Annotated in this window: 17 protein-coding genes; 11 read left to right on the top strand and 6 right to left on the bottom strand. The window is 63.0% G+C overall.

The window, feature by feature from the left end:
- Positions 1-219: 219 nt before the first annotated feature.
- Complete coding sequence (gene rpmB / locus ACF8R4_RS03685; RefSeq protein WP_003253504.1) at positions 220-456, top strand: 50S ribosomal protein L28; 237 nt, start codon at positions 220-222, stop codon at positions 454-456.
- An 11-nt stretch (positions 457-467) separates the two neighbouring features.
- Positions 468-623 (top strand): 50S ribosomal protein L33, encoded by a 156-nt coding sequence (gene rpmG, locus ACF8R4_RS03680; protein ID WP_003253507.1) that lies wholly within the window; start codon positions 468-470, stop codon positions 621-623.
- Between the two features lie 66 nt (positions 624-689).
- Here the strand turns inward: rpmG and ACF8R4_RS03675 are convergent, their stop codons facing one another.
- Both ACF8R4_RS03675 and ACF8R4_RS03670 read right to left on the bottom strand, forming a co-directional pair.
- The gene (locus ACF8R4_RS03675) at positions 690-893 is read right to left on the bottom strand and encodes a hypothetical protein (RefSeq protein WP_060498204.1); all 204 of its coding nucleotides are present in this window, start codon (positions 891-893) and stop codon (positions 690-692) included.
- Positions 894-976: 83 nt separating this feature from the next.
- Positions 977-1336, bottom strand: a complete 360-nt coding sequence (locus ACF8R4_RS03670; RefSeq protein ID WP_392491708.1) for a cupin domain-containing protein — start codon at positions 1334-1336, stop codon at positions 977-979.
- 196 nt (positions 1337-1532) lie between these two features.
- On the opposite strand from ACF8R4_RS03670, the gene ACF8R4_RS03665 reads away from it, so the two are divergent.
- Together ACF8R4_RS03665 and ACF8R4_RS03660 are read left to right on the top strand one after the other, a co-directional pair.
- Positions 1533-3026, top strand: coding sequence for an aldehyde dehydrogenase (locus ACF8R4_RS03665; RefSeq protein ID WP_104833746.1), 1494 nt, complete (start codon positions 1533-1535; stop codon positions 3024-3026).
- 101 nt (positions 3027-3127) lie between these two features.
- The gene (locus ACF8R4_RS03660) at positions 3128-4267 is read left to right on the top strand and encodes an MFS transporter (RefSeq protein ID WP_016712688.1); all 1140 of its coding nucleotides are present in this window, start codon (positions 3128-3130) and stop codon (positions 4265-4267) included.
- 40 nt (positions 4268-4307) lie between these two features.
- Here the strand turns inward: ACF8R4_RS03660 and ACF8R4_RS03655 are convergent, their stop codons facing one another.
- Positions 4308-5864, bottom strand: coding sequence for a phospholipase D family protein (locus ACF8R4_RS03655; protein WP_392491706.1), 1557 nt, complete (start codon positions 5862-5864; stop codon positions 4308-4310).
- A gap of 61 nt (positions 5865-5925) precedes the next feature.
- Positions 5926-7356: a PLP-dependent aminotransferase family protein gene (locus tag ACF8R4_RS03650; RefSeq protein WP_164525201.1), complete on the bottom strand. Its 1431-nt coding sequence runs from the start codon at positions 7354-7356 to the stop codon at positions 5926-5928.
- Positions 7357-7534: 178 nt separating this feature from the next.
- Between ACF8R4_RS03650 and ACF8R4_RS03645 the strand changes: the two genes are divergently transcribed.
- Complete coding sequence (locus ACF8R4_RS03645) at positions 7535-7765, top strand: DUF1127 domain-containing protein (protein WP_060498197.1); 231 nt, start codon at positions 7535-7537, stop codon at positions 7763-7765.
- Between the two features lie 4 nt (positions 7766-7769).
- On the opposite strand, the gene ACF8R4_RS03640 is transcribed toward ACF8R4_RS03645, so the two are convergent.
- A complete protein-coding gene (locus ACF8R4_RS03640; RefSeq protein WP_104833749.1) occupies positions 7770-9062 on the bottom strand; it encodes an FAD-binding oxidoreductase in 1293 nt (430 codons plus the stop codon).
- Positions 9063-9319: 257 nt separating this feature from the next.
- Here ACF8R4_RS03640 and ACF8R4_RS03635 point away from each other — a divergent pair, with 257 nt between their 5' ends.
- Positions 9320-9673: a YkgJ family cysteine cluster protein gene (locus ACF8R4_RS03635; RefSeq protein ID WP_060498195.1), complete on the top strand. Its 354-nt coding sequence runs from the start codon at positions 9320-9322 to the stop codon at positions 9671-9673.
- Between the two features lie 2 nt (positions 9674-9675).
- Here ACF8R4_RS03635 and ACF8R4_RS03630 read toward each other — a convergent pair whose 3' ends face one another.
- On the bottom strand, positions 9676-10164 hold the full coding sequence (locus ACF8R4_RS03630) for an Lrp/AsnC ligand binding domain-containing protein (RefSeq protein ID WP_392491705.1): 489 nt from the start codon (positions 10162-10164) through the stop codon (positions 9676-9678).
- A 156-nt stretch (positions 10165-10320) separates the two neighbouring features.
- Here ACF8R4_RS03630 and dadA point away from each other — a divergent pair, with 156 nt between their 5' ends.
- The 5 genes from dadA (at position 10321) to ACF8R4_RS03605 (ending at position 16149) form a co-directional block, all read left to right on the top strand.
- Positions 10321-11625 (top strand): D-amino acid dehydrogenase, encoded by a 1305-nt coding sequence (dadA, locus tag ACF8R4_RS03625; RefSeq protein ID WP_016712682.1) that lies wholly within the window; start codon positions 10321-10323, stop codon positions 11623-11625.
- Positions 11626-11771: 146 nt separating this feature from the next.
- Entirely contained in the window at positions 11772-12845 is a 1074-nt protein-coding gene (alr, locus tag ACF8R4_RS03620) for an alanine racemase (RefSeq protein ID WP_060498194.1), read from the top strand.
- A gap of 109 nt (positions 12846-12954) precedes the next feature.
- Positions 12955-13503: a cupin domain-containing protein gene (locus tag ACF8R4_RS03615; protein ID WP_012274808.1), complete on the top strand. Its 549-nt coding sequence runs from the start codon at positions 12955-12957 to the stop codon at positions 13501-13503.
- Positions 13504-13657: 154 nt separating this feature from the next.
- Positions 13658-14062 (top strand): cytochrome c5 family protein, encoded by a 405-nt coding sequence (locus ACF8R4_RS03610; RefSeq protein ID WP_033693936.1) that lies wholly within the window; start codon positions 13658-13660, stop codon positions 14060-14062.
- Between the two features lie 227 nt (positions 14063-14289).
- Complete coding sequence (locus ACF8R4_RS03605; protein ID WP_060498193.1) at positions 14290-16149, top strand: acetyl-CoA hydrolase/transferase C-terminal domain-containing protein; 1860 nt, start codon at positions 14290-14292, stop codon at positions 16147-16149.
- Positions 16150-16180 lie beyond the last annotated feature (31 nt).

Raw genomic sequence — 16180 nt, 5'->3', positions numbered from 1 at the left:
TGGCCCGGCGCGTTCTGGCTCGCGGTAATGTGCATCTACTGTTGTTGCAGCCAAGTCTTTCTGGTATAAAGCAGCGCTCTTTTCTAGGGGCTCGGCCTGTCGCATCAGCGGATCCGGTCGATAAGACCTCCAGAATCACGGCGCCCAAGGCGCCAAAGACTGAGAGATTAAGCGGCCAACCCATGCCGGGTTGGGCATGTGGTTTTAGAGGGCTGAGTCATGTCGAGAGTCTGTCAAGTTACTGGTAAGGGTCCAGTAACCGGGAACAACATTTCCCACGCAAACAACAAAACCCGTCGTCGTTTCCTGCCGAACCTGCAGCACCACCGTTTCTGGGTTGAATCCGAGAAGCGTTTCGTGCGTCTGCGCGTTTCCGCCAAAGGCATGCGTATCATCGACAAGCGCGGCATCGACGCCGTTCTGGTTGACATCCGTAAAGCTGGCGCCAAGGTTTAAGGGAGAACATCATGCGTGAATTGATCCGTCTGGTTTCGAGTGCCGGTACCGGCCACTTCTACACCACCGACAAGAACAAGCGCACCACCCCGGACAAAATCGAGATCAAGAAATATGATCCGGTTGTTCGCAAGCACGTGGTGTACAAGGAAGCCAAGATCAAGTAATTGATCGGCGACCTGAAAAAAACCCGCATCCGAAAGGACGCGGGTTTTTTTATGCCTGCATTACGCTCAACCGAAGTGGAAGCCCTGGATCAGCAGGTCGGTGCCGGCCTTGATCTGGATGCGCTCGACGTCGTACTCGCGGGTGCACATCTCGTTGGGGCCGACTACCCGGGTGCGGCCGGTGAGGGAGCAGATGGTGTCTTTGATTGCCGGCGCGTAGGGGGTGCCGACCAGGTGGGCGAGGGTTTTCAGAACGTCTTCGTTGGTCATGGTGATCTTCCTGTTGAAGCTGGATGGCCCGACATGGGCAGGGCCATCCTCACGCACGCCAGCAGGCTGCCTGCACTACATAGTTATTTCTGTTCGAACATCACATAGATCTTGCGGCACGGTTCCAGCACCTCCCAAGTACCTTGGAAACCGGCGGGAATCACGAACCGATCACCGGCACGCAGGGTTTTCGCCCCGCCGTCCTGGTCGCGCAGCACCGAAACGCCCTGGACGATTTCGCAGTATTCGTGTTCGGTGTAGTTCACCGTCCACTGGCCCACCTCACCTTCCCACACGCCTGCGGCAAACTGCCCGCACGGGCTGGAATAATGGTTATAGACAGCCTGGTCCGGCTCGCCCTTGAGGATTTTTTCCGCCGCCGGGCGGTAGCGTTCGGCCTCGGTGATGACCTGCGCGAAGTCGATGATGCTGTCTATTCTCATGGTGCGGCTCCTGTTTTTGTTTAATAAAATGAACATCAGTAGGCTTTTGAGCCCTGCGTGTCAAATATATTGATAGTTTACACCGGCTGGTTTAGGGTATCGCTTGCCCGTGTGCGCGCGTCGCCCGGCCAGAATTCTGACAACGCCTGTGAGTCCTCAGTGCGGCGTTGCACCTAAACAAGAGGAGGAGTTTCGTATGACCACCCTGACCCGTGCGGACTGGGAACAACGTGCCCAGCAACTGAAGATCGAAGGTCGCGCCTTCATCAACGGCGAATACACCGATGCCGTATCCGGTGAAACCTTCGAGTGCCTGAGCCCGGTCGACGGACGCTTCCTGGCCAAGGTTGCCAGCTGCGACCTGGCCGATGCCAACCGCGCAGTGGAAAACGCCCGCGCCACGTTCAACGCTGGCGTGTGGTCGCAGCTGGCCCCGGCCAAGCGTAAGGCCAAGCTGATCCGCTTCGCCGACCTGCTGCGCAAGAACGTTGAAGAGCTGGCGCTGCTGGAAACCCTGGACATGGGCAAGCCGATCGGCGACTCCTCCAGCATCGACATCCCGGGTGCGGCGCAAGCCATTCACTGGACCGCCGAAGCCATCGACAAGGTCTACGACGAAGTCGCCCCGACCCCGCACGACCAGCTTGGCCTGGTTACCCGTGAGCCAGTGGGTGTGGTCGGTGCCATCGTACCGTGGAACTTCCCGCTGCTGATGGCCTGCTGGAAACTCGGCCCGGCGCTGGCCACCGGTAACTCGGTGGTGCTCAAACCGTCCGAAAAATCGCCGCTGACCGCCATCCGTATCGCCCAGCTGGCGATCGAAGCCGGTATCCCGGCAGGTGTGCTGAACGTGCTGCCCGGCTACGGCCACACTGTGGGCAAGGCCCTGGCCCTGCACATGGACGTCGACACCCTCGTGTTCACCGGCTCGACCAAGATCGCCAAGCAGCTGATGGTGTACGCGGGCGAATCGAACATGAAGCGTATCTGGCTGGAAGCCGGCGGCAAGAGCCCGAACATCGTCTTCGCCGACGCGCCAGACCTGCAAGCAGCTGCCGAAGCGGCTGCCAGCGCTATCGCTTTCAACCAGGGCGAAGTGTGCACCGCAGGTTCGCGCCTGCTGGTCGAGCGTTCGATCAAGGACAAGTTCCTGCCGATGGTGGTCGAGGCCCTGAAAGGCTGGAAGCCCGGCAACCCGCTGGACCCGGCGACCACCGTCGGTGCCCTGGTCGATACCCAGCAGATGAACACCGTGCTGTCGTACATCGAAGCGGGCCACCAGGATGGCGCCAAGCTGCTGGCTGGCGGCAAGCGTACCCTGGAAGAGACGGGTGGTACCTACGTCGAACCGACCATCTTCGACGGCGTGACCAACGCCATGCGCATTGCCCAGGAAGAAATCTTCGGCCCAGTGCTGTCGGTGATTGCCTTCGACACCGCTGAAGAAGCCGTGGCCATTGCCAACGACACGCCATATGGCCTGGCCGCCGGCATCTGGACCTCGGACATTTCCAAGGCCCACAAGACCGCCCGTGCCGTGCGCGCTGGCAGCGTGTGGGTCAACCAGTACGATGGCGGCGACATGACCGCGCCGTTCGGTGGCTTCAAGCAGTCGGGCAACGGCCGTGACAAGTCGCTGCATGCACTGGAGAAATACACCGAGCTGAAGGCGACCTGGATCAAGCTGTAATCGCCGGGGGCTGCAGAGCAGCCCCAACCTAAGCCGGGTCGGCTCACGCTGCCCCGGCTTTGTCGTTTTTGCTGTTCAAGAATTCTGCCTGGGAGGCTGCAATGCGTTGGGGTACCTATTTCGCCGTGCTGGCATCCGTACTCAGTGTCGGGCTGGCCCTTGGCGTAAGCATGCCGCTGGTATCCCTGCGCCTGGAGGCCTGGGGCTACGGCAGCTTCGCCATTGGCGTAATGGCTGCGATGCCAGCGCTGGGTGTTCTGGCCGGCGCCAGTATCGCCAGCCGCCTGGCCGGCTGGGTCGGCGTGCCTTCGGCCATGCGTTTGTGCCTGTGGGGCGGGGCGCTGTCGATCGGGTTGGTCGCGCTGCTGCCCAGCTACCCGCTGTGGCTGTTGCTGCGGCTGATGATCGGTATGTCCCTCACCGTGGTGTTCATCCTCGGCGAAAGCTGGATCAACCAGTTGGTAGTCGAGCAGTGGCGTGGCCGGCTGGTGGCCCTGTACGGCAGCAGCTATGCCCTGAGCCAGCTGGCCGGGCCGTTGGTGTTGGGTTTCCTCGGCTCGGATGACGACTTCGGCTTCTGGGCCGCGACCGGCCTGCTGCTGGCGGCACCGCTGGTGCTGTTGGGGCGTGGCGGAGCGCCGAGCACGGAGGCCTGCAGCGTTACCTTCCGCGACTTGTTCGCCTTCTGCCGGCGCTTGCCTGTGATTGCCTGGGCCATCGCCCTGTTCGCCTCGTTCGAGGCAATGATCCTTACCTTGCTGCCGGTGTATTGCCTGCAGCAAGGCTTTACCACTGAAATCGCCCTGTTCATGGTCAGTACCGTGGTGGTTGGTGATGCAGTGCTGCAGCTGCCGATCGGCGCGCTGGCCGACCATATGTCGCGACGTGCATTGTTCACGGGGTGTGCGGTGACGCTGCTGGTGTCCAGTCTGGCGATTCCGCTGCTGCTGCATACCCCGGTTGTGTGGCCGTTGTGGGTGCTGTTCGGGGCCAGTGCCGGTGGCTTGTTCACCCTGTCGCTGGTGCTGATCGGTGAGCGTTATCGCGATGATGAGCTGGTAAGGGCCAATGCCCATGTGGCGCAGCTCTGGGGTATTGGCTGCCTGCTCGGGCCGTTGCTGGCGGGGGCCGGCAGCCAGTGGATCAGCGGACATGCATTGCTGTTCCTGATGGCTGCCGGGGCTGCCGGGCTGGTGGTGTTGACCCAGCGGCGTGGGGCTTTCGAGGCAGTGTCTGCCTGATGGAATTTGGGGGCCGCTCTGCGGCCCCCAAAGATCGTTGCTACAACATCTTCTCCAGGCCAACGGCCTTGCTGATCCAGGCATTGAACCGCCGCCACATCCCGCCCGGCTCAGAGGTCAGCATATGCCGTTGGCCATTGTCCTCGGTCGCCCAAACCAATTTGTCACCCACCAGTTTCACCTGGTAACTCAACGCAGGTGCCATACCTTGCTGGGCCAGTTCGCGGGTGTATTCGGCCAGCTCCGGGCTGTCCACCAGCACGCCTACCTCGGTGTTCCACAGCACGGAACGCGGGTCGAAGTTGAACGAGCCGATGAAGGTCTTGCGCCGGTCGAACACGATCGACTTGGTGTGCAGGCTCGAATCCGAGCTGCTGCCATGCAGGCTGAGGCGCGTGTGTACTGGCGCACCCGGCTGGCGGCGCAGCTCGAACAGCTGCACGCCATGCTCAAGCAAGGCCCGCCGATAGGGCGCATAGCCACCATGCACCGCCGGCACGTCGGTGGCTTCCAGCGAGTTGGTCAGCAGCCTCACCGAAGCACCGGCGTCGGCGCGGCCGGTGAGGTAGAGCAGGCCCGGTTCGCCCGGCACGAAGTAGGCCGACATCAGGATCAACTCGCGGTGCACGTTGGCCAGGTCCGGCGCCAGTTGCTGGCTCAGCAACAGCTGTGGGTCGGGTTCGTCATCGGCCAGCACCTTGCTCGGTGCATCCCACAACGCCTGGGCGTGGGCCCAGATCAGCTCGTTGCGCCAGACATCCAGGCGCGGCTGCGACTGGTAGGCCATCAGGCGGTCGTACAAGGCCTTGCGCCGGGTTCTGGCTTCGGCCAGCGACACCTCCAGGCGATGGCGGCTGGCGTGCAGGTCATTGGCATCCGGAGCACGCCAGAGGAAGTCGGTAATCGGCCGGCTCAGGGCGCTGTTCCAGTACTGGTCGAAACTGTGCCCAAGCTGTTCAGCCACCGGGCCTACACCCAGCAGGTCTATGTCGGTGAAGTTGAGGTTGGGCTCGGCATCGAAATACTCGTCACCCAGGTTGCGGCCGCCCACGATGGCCATGCTGTTGTCCACCAGGAAGAGTTTGTTATGCATGCGCCGGTGCTGGCGCGACAGGTTGAACAGCCGGCCCACGGCGCGCGTCACGCCCGTACTGCGGCCCAGGTGCAGCGGGTTGAACACGCGAATCTGGATGTTCGGGTGGGCATCCAGGGTGCCCATGATGGTGTCCAGGCCATCGCTGGTGGTGTCGTCCAGCAGGATGCGTACACGCACGCCACGGTCGGCGGCGCGTAGCAGTTCATGCACCAGTGCGCGGGTGCTGAGGCCGTCGTGGACGATGTAGTACTGCAGGTCGATGCTTGCCTGGGCGTTGCGGATCAGTTCGGCACGGGCGCGGAATGCCTCGTTGCTGTTGGGCAGCAGGCGAAAGCCCGAGCGCCCCCCGTAGGGCGCGGCCTGGCGCAGCACCGAGCGGCCGAAGGCCGAGTCGTTGGCGGGTAACGCCTGGCTGGTTTCGCGGGGCACACTGACGCTGGCGCAGCCGGTAAGGCCAAACGACAGTACCAGCAGCAGAGGCAAGGCTCGCTGGAGTCTCAAGGGTGGATCTTCCTGTGCAGCAAGGGCTTTGGGGGGTTGGACCGTCGCGGGCGGCGCAAAGTTACGCGTCGGCGCTTTCTTCATCCAGTAGACGAAGGGCGGTTTCACCTACCTTGCGCACGGCGGCTTCGATCTGCGGCGTTGGCCGCGCGGCGAAGTTCATGCGCAGGCAGTGGCGGAACTTGCCCGAGGCCGAGAAGATACTGCCGACGGCCACCTGAACGCCCTGCTCCAGTAAAGCTCGGTTCAGGCGCAGCGTATCGAAATGTTCGGGCAATTCTACCCAGAGCATGAAGCCGCCCTGGGGCCGGCTCACCCGGGTGCCCGCCGGGAAGTAGCGGGTCACCCAGTCGCTCATCAGGTCGCGGCCGCGTTGGTACTGGCTGCGCATACGCCGGACATGGGGTTGATAGTGCCCGGCGGCGATGAAGTCGGCGATGGCCAGTTGGGGCTGGCAGGCGGTGCTGCCGGTGCTGATGTATTTCATGTGCAGCACGCGCTCCAGATAGCGCCCAGGGGCCACCCAGCCTACCCGCAGGCCAGGGGCGAGGGTTTTGGAGAACGAACTGCACAGCAGCACGCGGCCATCGTCATCGAACGACTTGAGGGTGCGCGGGCGCGGGTAGGTGTAGGCCAGGTCGCCGTATACATCATCCTCCAGAATTGCCACGTCGTAGCGCTGGGCCAGGCTCAGCAAGGCCTTCTTGCGTGCCTCGGGCATGATGTAGCCAAGCGGGTTGTTGCAGCTGGGGGTGATCTGGATGAGCTTGATCGGCCACTGCTCCAGAGCCAGCTCCAGCGCCTCCAGGCTGATGCCGGTGACCGGGTCGGTGGGGATTTCCAGCGCTTTCATGCCCAGGCCCTTCAGGGTTTGCATGGCGCCGTGGAAGCTGGGGGAGTCGACGGCAACGATGTCGCCAGGATCGCACACGGCGCGGATGCTGCACGATAGCGCCTCGTGGCAGCCGGTGGTGATCACCAGGTCAGCCGGGCCCAGGCGGCAACCGGAATCGAGCACCAGCCGGGCAACCTGTTCACGCAGGGCCAGGTTGCCGTGGATGTTGTCGTAGTACAGGCCTGGCATGTCCTGCCGCCGGCTCAACTGCGCCAGGCTGCGCAGCAGCGGCTTGAGGGTGGGGCTGTCGATGTCGGGCATGCCGCGGCCGAGCTGGACCACATCCTTGCGTGGGGTGCTGCGCACCAATTCCAGCACCTGTTCCCACTGCGAGATGTCCACCGGGCGTTGGGCCGGGCGGCTGACGGCGGGCAGGGCTGGCAGCAGGCGGTGGTCACTGACGAAGTAGCCGGACTTGGGCCGTGGCGAGACCATGCCGCTGTCTTCGAGCGTGCGGTAGGCCTGCTGCACGGTGCTCAGGCTGACGCCATGCTCCACGCTCAGGGCGCGCACCGATGGCAGGCGCTGGCCGGGGCGGTACAGGCCCTGTTCGATGCGGGCGCCGAGCAGTTCGGCGAGGTTCAGGTAGAGGGTCACGGCATACTCCTGCGCTGCATTGGCATAGCGACCGGTACAGTTGGGTTGAAAATACAGCATTCAGTCGATCTTCAGCCAATTCTGTATGGGAATAATAAGGCTGTATTGGATCTGTATTGCCGGTGCTGCCGACGCGCATGCTTTCTCCACGGTATCAATCGAATGGGAGAATGCAGCGATGGGTGGCATGAGCGATGTGCGCTTGCAACTGTTGGCCAAGGAGCTGGAAGTCGGGCAGCAGGCCAAGGTATTCAACGCGCCGGAGGGTTTGGGGCGTTGGGGGCTGATGCTGCATCGCTGGCACACCCGCAGGGCGCTGCTGCAGTTGACGGATGACGAGCTGCGCGATGTCGGGCTGAGCTGGGAGCAGGCCCGGACAGAAGGGCGTAAGCCCTTCTGGAAAGATTGAGGCCTTAGACCAGTTCTTTAAGCCGGTGCCACAGCATCCCCAACGCCAGCAGCGGCGAGCGCAGGTGCTTGCCGCCAGGGAAGGTGATGTGTGGCACCTTGGCAAACAGCTCGAAACGCCCGCTCTCCTGGCCGCTGATGGCCTCGCCCAGCAGGCGTGCGGCCAGGTGGGTGGCGTTGAGCCCATGGCCTGAATAGGCCTGGGCGTAATACACATTCGGCTGGCTGGCCAGGCGGCCGACCTGTGGCAGGCGGTTGGCGCCGATGCCTATCATGCCACCCCACTGGTAGTCGATGCGCACGTCAGCCAGCTGCGGGAACACCTTGAGCATCTTGGGGCGCATGTAGGCGGCGATGTCCTTCGGGTCCCGACCTGAATAGTGACAAGCACCGCCAAACAACAAGCGGTTGTCGGCGGACAGGCGGTAGTAGTCCAGGGCCACGCGCTGGTCGCACACCGCCATGTTCTGTGGCAACAGCGCGCGTGCGCGTTCTTCGCCCAGCGGCTCGGTAGCGATGATGTAGCTGCCCGCAGGCAGCACCTTGCCACCTAATTCGCGGTTGAGGTCGTTGTGATAGGCATTGCAGCACAGCACCAAGGTCTTGGCGCGCACCCGGCCCTGGGCAGTATGCACCTGCACTTCGGGCCCGTAGTCGATGCGGGCAACCTCGGACTGTTCGAACAGCTTCACGCCCAGGCGGCTGGCCACGGCCGCTTCGCCCAGGGCCAGGTTCAGCGGGTGCAGGTGGCCGGAGCCCATGTCGACCAGCCCGCCCACATAGCAGTCGGCACCGACCACGCTGTGGATATCGTCCTTGCCGACCAGCCGCAGTTCATGCGCGTAGCCCAGGCTGCGCAGTGCTTCGGCGTCCTCGGCAAAACCCAGCAATTCGGCGGGTTTGTTGGCCAGGTCGCAGTAGCCCCAGGTCAGGTCACAGGCGATGGCATGCTTTTCTACCCGCTCGCGGACGATCTGCACGGCTTCCAGGCCCATCAGCTTCATGCTGCGTACACCTTCCTCGCCAATTACCGGCAGGAACTGTTCCAGGCCATGACCAACGCCACGGATCAACTGCCCACCATTGCGCCCACTGGCGCCCCAGCCCAGCTTGCGCGCTTCCAGCAGGATGACAGAGAAGCCGCGTTCGGCCAGCTCGATGGCAGTGTTCAGGCCCGAATAGCCGCCGCCGACGATGCAGACATCGGCGCTGTGGTCACCTTGCAGGAAGGCGTGGTCAGGGTGCGGCGCGCTGCTGGCGGCGTAGTAGGAGGCGGCGTGCTGCGCGCTGTGGATCATTGGCTCGTTCCTGAGGACTGGTGGGCTAGGGGGGGAGGATAAGCCCGGCCTTTGGGGTGGGCAACCGGCCTTCAGTCTGGCGCGGTTAATTGTAGGAGCGGCCTTGTGTCGCGAAAGGGGTGCGCAGCGCCCCCGAGGCTATCAGCTTCGCCGCAGATATTGCCGGGGCCGCTCTGCGGCCCTTTTGCGACACAAGGCCGCTCCTACACAGAGCCAGTGGGCCTATAATCCCGCCATTGTTTACGCTGAATATCGCCATGTCCTGCAACCGCCACAAGATCCATTTCCTGCGCGAACTCATCCCCTCATTCGAGTGCGAACCCGGCTGCCACGACTGCTGCGGCCCGGTCACCACTTCGACGGAAGAAATGGCCCGTCTGCCACGCAAGTCCCAGGCCGAGCAGGACGCCGCCCTGGAGCGCCTGGATTGCGTGCACCTGGGCCCCAACGGCTGCACGGTGTACGAAGAACGGCCCATGATCTGCCGCCTGTTCGGCACCACGCCGCGCATGGCCTGCCCGCGTGGCCGTGGCCCTGAACCGATGATCGACCCTGCCGCCGAGCAACTGGTCCACCAGTTCATTGCCACTACCCGCCAGGTGCTGGTCTAGCCTCAGTCCGGAATCGGCAGGCAGAGGCTCTCCTTCACCTCCTCCATCACGATGTAGCTCTTCGATTCGCGCACATGCGGCAGCTTCAGCAGGATGTCGCCAAGCAGCTTGCGGTACGACGCCATCTCCGAAATACGCGCTTTCACCAGGTAGTCGAAGTCACCCGACACCAGGTGACACTCCAATACATGGGGCAGCTTCAACACCGCGCGGCGGAACTCCTCGAAGGTGTCGCCCGATTTGTAGTCCAGGCTGATTTCCACGAATACCAGCAGGCTGCCCTTGAGGTACTGCGGGTTCAGGCGTGCGTTGTAGCCCATGATGATGCCCTCGCGCTCCAGGCGGCGAACCCGCTCGGTGCAAGGGGTGGTGGAAAGCCCAACTTTCTCGCCCAGTTCGGTGAAGGAAATACGCCCGTCATTCTGCAGGATACGCAGGATGTTACGGTCGATCTTGTCCAGTTCACGCTTGCTCTGGTGCTGGGTTCTCATAGGGGATGCCCCTCCGTGAAAGGCGATTTTGCCGAGAATTCTCGCCAATAATAGGCTTTTATATAGTGAATTGCACTGGTCTCAAATTCCTATACTGCGCCCATTCATGCCATTTCAATAAAAGTCTGCGGCGTGCCGCGTGTGAGGGATATAACGATGCGAGTTCTGGTACTTGGTAGCGGCGTAATCGGAACCGCCAGTGCCTACTACCTGGCCCGGCAAGGTTTCGAAGTGACGGTGGTCGACCGCCAGCCGGCGGTGGCCATGGAAACCAGTTTTGCCAACGCCGGTCAGATCTCGCCCGGCTATGCCTCGCCCTGGGCCGCACCTGGCGTGCCGCTAAAGGCCATCAAGTGGCTGCTGGAGCGCCACGCCCCCCTGGCCATCAAGCTCACCGGCGACGTCGACCAGTACCTGTGGATGGCACAGATGCTGCGCAACTGCACCGCCAGCCGTTACGCGGTGAACAAAGAGCGCATGGTGCGTCTGTCCGAGTACAGCCGTGACTGCCTCGACGAGCTGCGCGCTGAAACCGGCATCAATTACGAAAACCGCAGCCTGGGCACTACCCAGCTGTTCCGTACCCAGGCCCAGGTAGACGCCGCGGCCAAGGACATTGCCGTGCTCGAACAGTCCGGCGTGCCTTACGAATTGCTCGACCGCGACGGCATTGCCCGCGTTGAACCGGCCCTGGCGGGTGTAAAAGACATCCTGGCCGGTGCCCTGCGCCTGCCTAACGACCAGACGGGCGACTGCCAGCTGTTCACTACCAAGCTCGCCGACATGGCGCTAAAACTGGGTGTGGAGTTCCGCTTCGGCCAGGACATCCAGCGCCTGGACTTCGCTGGCGACCGCATCAACGGTGTGTGGATCGACGGCAAGCTGGAAACCGCCGACCGCTACGTGCTGGCGCTGGGCAGCTACTCGCCGCAGATGCTCAAGCCGCTGGGCATCAAAGCCCCGGTTTATCCGCTGAAAGGCTACTCGCTGACCGTGCCGATCACCAACGGCGACATGGCCCCGACGTCGACCATTCTCGATGAAACCTACAAGGTTGCGATCACCCGTTTCGACAACCGCATCCGTGTGGGTGGCATGGCTGAAATCGCCGGTTTTGACCTGTCGCTGAACCCGCGTCGGCGCGAAACGCTGGAGATGATCGTCAACGACCTTTATCCTCGCGGCGGTGACCTGAGCCAGGCCAGCTTCTGGACCGGCCTGCGCCCGGCGACCCCGGACGGTACGCCGATTGTGGGTGCGACCGCGTTCCGCAACCTGTTCCTGAACACCGGTCACGGAACTTTGGGCTGGACCATGGCGTGCGGCTCCGGTCGTCTGCTGGCCGACCTGATTGCGCGCAAGAAGCCGCAGATCAGTGCCGAAGGCCTGGACATTTCCCGTTATGGCAACAGCCCGGAAGTGGCCAAGCACGGGCAGACTGCGCCGGCTCACCAGCAGTAAGTTCGCCAGTACCGGCGCTTTCGCGGGCTCGCCTGCTCCCACAGGTATTTCACAGGTTTTGAAAGCTGTGCAGTACATGTGGGAGCGGGCTCGCCCGCGAAGAATCCAACACCGATTTCAACCCGAACCACCATAAGGCAGCCGCCATGCGTCCCGCCCGCGCCCTGATCGACCTCCAGGCCCTGCGCCACAACTACCGTCTGGCCCGTGAACTGACCGGTGCCAAAGCCCTCGCCGTGATCAAGGCCGACGCCTATGGCCATGGCGCCGTGCGCTGCGCCCTGGCCCTGGAGGCCGAAGCCGACGGTTTTGCCGTGGCTTGCATTGAAGAGGCGCTGGAACTGCGCGCCGCTGGCATCAAGGCCCCAGTGCTGCTGCTGGAAGGCTTTTTCGAAGCCAGCGAGCTGGGGCTGATCGCCGAGCACGACCTGTGGTGTGTGGTGCATTCGCTGTGGCAACTCGAAGCCATTGAGCAGACCCAGGTGCACAAGCCGCTTACTGTCTGGTTGAAGCTCGACAGCGGCATGCACCGTGTCGGCCTGCATCCGAAGGATTACCACGACGCCTACCAGCGCCTGCTGGCCAGCGGCAAGGTGGCGCGCATCGTATTGATGAGCCACTTCGCCCGCGCCGACGAACTGGATGCCGACGCCACCGCCCAGCAGATCGCCGTGTTCGAGGCCGCCCGCCAGGGCTTGGCCGCCGAGTGCAGCCTGCGCAATTCCCCTGGCGTGCTGGGCTGGCCACAAGCGCCCAGCGACTGGGTACGCCCAGGCCTGATGCTGTATGGCGCCACCCCGTTCGAAGTGGCCCAGGCCCAGGCCGAACGCCTGCAACCGGTCATGACTTTGCAATCGCGGGTCATCAGCGTGCGCGAGTTGCCTGCCGGCGAGCCGGTGGGCTATGGCGCCAAGTTCGTCAGCCCGCGGCCAACCCGTGTCGGTGTGGTCGCCATGGGCTATGCCGATGGTTACCCGCGCCAGGCGCCCAACGGCACCCCGGTGCTGGTGGCCGGCCAGCGCACCCAGCTGATCGGCCGGGTGTCGATGGACATGCTCAGCATCGACCTCACCGATGTGCCGCACGCCACCGTCGGCAGCCCGGTGGAACTGTGGGGCAAGCAGGTGTTGGCCAGCGAAGTGGCCGCGCATGCAGGCACCATTCCGTACCAGATCTTCTGTAACCTGAAGCGCGTGCCGCGGGACTACATCGGCGAATGACACGCTGAAGCGGACAGGTTGAGGGGCGGTGTGTTGTAAATACTGAACGGCATTGCCATGATATCGTTCACATCCACCCCCCATTCCACCGTTTCAGGAGGCTCCAGCTTTGGACGTCGGCGAACGACTGCAAGCCATCCGCAAGCTCAAGGGCCTGTCCCAGCGTGAACTCGCCAAGCGTGCCGGCGTGACCAACAGCACCATCTCGATGATCGAGAAGAACAGTGTGAGCCCCTCGATCAGCTCGCTGCGCAAGGTGCTGAGCGGCATCCCCATGTCCATGGTCGAGTTCTTTTCGGTCGAGCTGGAACCTGAAAGCCCCACGCAGATTGTTTACAAGGCCCACGAGCTGATCGACATCTCGGACGGTGCGGTGACCATGAAGCTGGTCGGCAAGTCGCACCCCAACCGCGCCATCGCCTTTCTTACCGAGGTGTACCCGCCGGGTGCCGACACCGGTGCCGAAATGCTCACCCATGACGGCGAGGAAACCGGCATCTTGCTGGAAGGCCGCCTGGAACTGGTGGTCGGCAACGAGATCTTCATCCTCGAAGAAGGCGACAGCTATTACTTCGAAAGCACCCGCCCGCACCGTTTTCGCAACCCCTTCGACCAGCCGGCGCGATTGATCAGTGCAGCGACGCCTTCAAACTTTTGATCCAGCGCAGTGCATTGATTCGGCAATACCCCTTTCCTGTGTAGGGTCGTTTCACGGCCTCTGGGTTCCCGCTATACTTTTCAACGCTCGCCGTTCCGTGGCCGCGAGCGTGATTAGCCACCATGAGGGTGTTCGCGTGAACCAAATCAAGAAGATGCTGGCCGTACCAGCAGCCGTATTCGCCCTCTGGGCAATGAGCGCAACCGCTGCGACCAACGACGACATTGCCAAGCGCCTGGAGCCGGTAGGCCAGGTGTGTGTCCAGGGCCAGGAATGCAAAGGCATGGAAGTGGCTGCAGCGGCGGGGGGCGGGGGCGCCAAAACGCCGGATGACATCATCGCCAAGCACTGCAATGCCTGCCATGGCACCGGCCTGCTCGGCGCGCCGAAAATTGGCGACACCGCCGCGTGGAAAGAACGCGCCGACCACCAGGGCGGGCTGGATGGCATCCTGGCCAAGGCCATTACCGGCATCAACGCCATGCCGCCGAAGGGCACCTGTGCAGATTGCTCGGATGACGACCTGAAAGGGGCGATCAAGAAAATGTCCGGGCTGTAACACACAGCTGAATTGCACGAGGCCCGCCGTTGATGGCGGGCTTTGTTTTTGTATTGCCTGTGCCGGCCCTTTCGCGGCTAAAGCCGCTCCCACAGGTACTGCACAGGATTCAAGGGCTGTGAGATCCCTGTGGGAGCGGCTTTAGCCGCGAAAGGGCCGGCACAGGCAACCAATCAGTTCAGGCCTATGTCCAACCCCTGAACCCATGGATGTCTCAGGAGGCCCCGATGCACCTCTGCGCTATCGACCAGGCTGTCGAGCAGGTCCTGTCCCGGCTGCCAGCCCATATCCATATGGGGCTGCCCCTGGGCCTGGGTAAACCCAACGCTTTCGTGAACGCCCTCTACGCCCGGGTGCGCGAACTGCCCGAGCGACAGCTGACCATTTACACCGCGTTGTCCCTCGGTCGCCCGCCACTGGGCGATGGCCTGCAACGGCGCTTTCTCGAACCCTTCGTCGAGCGCGTTTTCGCCGACTACGAAGACCTCACCTACCTCGCTGACCTGCGCAACGACAGCCTGCCACCAAACATCCGCGTAGAGCAGTTTTTCATGCAGCCCGGCAGCCTCCTGCACAGCGAATCGGCCCAGCAGGACTACATCAGCAGCAACTACAGCCACGCCGCCCGTGACATCAACGCCAAGGGCCTGAACCTGATCGCGCAACTGGTCGCGGCCACGCCCGAGAAGCCCGTCCACCTCAGCCTGGCCTGCAACCCCGACATCACCCTCGACCTGCTGCCAATGATCGCCAAGCGCCGCGCGGCCGGCGAAACCATCCTCATGCTCGGCCAGGTACATACCGAACTGCCGTACATGCCCGGCGATGCGGAATTGCCCATCGATGCGTTCGACCTGCTGATCGATCAAGCCGAGCAGCGCCGGTTGTTCTCCACGCCGAACATGCCGGTCAACACCCAGGACCACTGCATTGGTTTGCACGCCAGCACGCTGGTGCGTGACGGCGGCACCTTGCAGGTCGGCATCGGTGCCATGGGGGATGCAGTCGCTGCAGCGTTGCTGGCGCGCCAGGGCGACAACGCAGGCTACCGGGCCTTGCTCGACGAGCTGGATATCGGCCCGTGGCAGGCGCTGATTGAGCGGGAAGGGGGGCTAAAGACTTTTGCCGAAGGCCTGTACGGCTGCAGCGAAATGTTCGTTAACGGCCTGTTGGTGCTGGCCGAAGCTGGCTTGCTACGGCGCTCGGCCGATGAGCAGGGGCCGGTGTTGCATGGTGGCTTTTTCCTCGGGCCTCATGCGTTCTACCAGCGGCTAAGGGAGATGCCGCTTGAGCAGCGCGCACGGTTTGCCATGACCCGTATCAGCTTCATCAACGAGCTGTACGGGCAGGAGGAACTCAAACGCCAGCAGCGACGTGATGCCCGCTTTATCAACACGGCGTTCGGCATGACGTTGCTCGGCGCCGGGGTGGCCGATCAGCTGGAAGATGGTCGTGTGCTCAGCGGCGTGGGTGGCCAGTACAACTTCGTCGCCCAGGCCCATGCACTGGAAGGCGGGCGCTCGATCCTGCTGTTGCGCAGCTGGCGCGAGGCGGGTGGGGAGGTGACCTCGAACCTGTTCTGGACCTACGGCCACTGCACCATCCCCCGACACCTGCGCGATATCGTGGTGACCGAGTACGGCATTGCCGACCTACGCGGGCAGACCGACAGCGAGGTGATTGCGCGGTTGTTGGCGGTGTGTGATTCGCGGTTCCAGCAGGGGCTGATCGAGCAGGCTAAAGAGGCCGGCAAACTGGCCAGGGATTTCCAGCTGGATGCGCGGTTTACCGACAACACACCGCAGCGGCTGGAGGCAATTCGGGCACGGCATGCGCGGTTGTTTCCGGAGTATCCGATGGGAACGGATTTTACCGCCGAAGAGCGGGACTTGTTGCGGGCGCTGAACTGGTTGAAGAGCAAGTTCAAGCTGAGCGAGGTGCTTGAACTGGGCAAGGCAGCGCTGGATGCGCCGGGGCCGGAGGGGTATGAGGGGCATCTGGCGCGGATGCGGCTGGATCAGCCGAATGGGCTGAAGGAAGAGCTTTACCAGCGGTTGCTGCTGGCGGGGTTGGCGACAACCAAATGAACCCTAGGGGTTATTGGCCCCTGTGGGAGCG

Origin of the sequence: Pseudomonas sp. FYR_2, assembly GCF_043106425.1 — a bacterium.
Classification (GTDB): Bacteria; Pseudomonadota; Gammaproteobacteria; order Pseudomonadales; family Pseudomonadaceae; genus Aquipseudomonas; species Aquipseudomonas monteilii.
The sequence above is the reverse complement of the archived record's forward strand: the minus strand, read 5'-3'. Positions and strand labels throughout refer to the sequence as shown.

What these genes read in the sequence shown, in the direction of transcription:
- rpmB (WP_003253504.1), top strand. Translation starts at nt 220, where the DNA reads ATGTCGAGAGTCTGTCAAGTTACTGGTAAGGGTCCAGTAACCGGGAAC.
- ACF8R4_RS03675 (WP_060498204.1), bottom strand. Translation starts at nt 893, where the DNA reads ATGACCAACGAAGACGTTCTGAAAACCCTCGCCCACCTGGTCGGCACC.
- rpmG (WP_003253507.1), top strand. Translation starts at nt 468, where the DNA reads ATGCGTGAATTGATCCGTCTGGTTTCGAGTGCCGGTACCGGCCACTTC.
- dadA (WP_016712682.1), top strand. Translation starts at nt 10,321, where the DNA reads ATGCGAGTTCTGGTACTTGGTAGCGGCGTAATCGGAACCGCCAGTGCC.
- ACF8R4_RS03640 (WP_104833749.1), bottom strand. Translation starts at nt 9,062, where the DNA reads ATGATCCACAGCGCGCAGCACGCCGCCTCCTACTACGCCGCCAGCAGC.
- ACF8R4_RS03670 (WP_392491708.1), bottom strand. Translation starts at nt 1,336, where the DNA reads ATGAGAATAGACAGCATCATCGACTTCGCGCAGGTCATCACCGAGGCC.
- ACF8R4_RS03665 (WP_104833746.1), top strand. Translation starts at nt 1,533, where the DNA reads ATGACCACCCTGACCCGTGCGGACTGGGAACAACGTGCCCAGCAACTG.
- ACF8R4_RS03610 (WP_033693936.1), top strand. Translation starts at nt 13,658, where the DNA reads ATGCTGGCCGTACCAGCAGCCGTATTCGCCCTCTGGGCAATGAGCGCA.
- ACF8R4_RS03645 (WP_060498197.1), top strand. Translation starts at nt 7,535, where the DNA reads ATGGGTGGCATGAGCGATGTGCGCTTGCAACTGTTGGCCAAGGAGCTG.
- ACF8R4_RS03635 (WP_060498195.1), top strand. Translation starts at nt 9,320, where the DNA reads ATGTCCTGCAACCGCCACAAGATCCATTTCCTGCGCGAACTCATCCCC.
- alr (WP_060498194.1), top strand. Translation starts at nt 11,772, where the DNA reads ATGCGTCCCGCCCGCGCCCTGATCGACCTCCAGGCCCTGCGCCACAAC.
- ACF8R4_RS03660 (WP_016712688.1), top strand. Translation starts at nt 3,128, where the DNA reads ATGCGTTGGGGTACCTATTTCGCCGTGCTGGCATCCGTACTCAGTGTC.
- ACF8R4_RS03630 (WP_392491705.1), bottom strand. Translation starts at nt 10,164, where the DNA reads ATGAGAACCCAGCACCAGAGCAAGCGTGAACTGGACAAGATCGACCGT.
- ACF8R4_RS03605 (WP_060498193.1), top strand. Translation starts at nt 14,290, where the DNA reads ATGCACCTCTGCGCTATCGACCAGGCTGTCGAGCAGGTCCTGTCCCGG.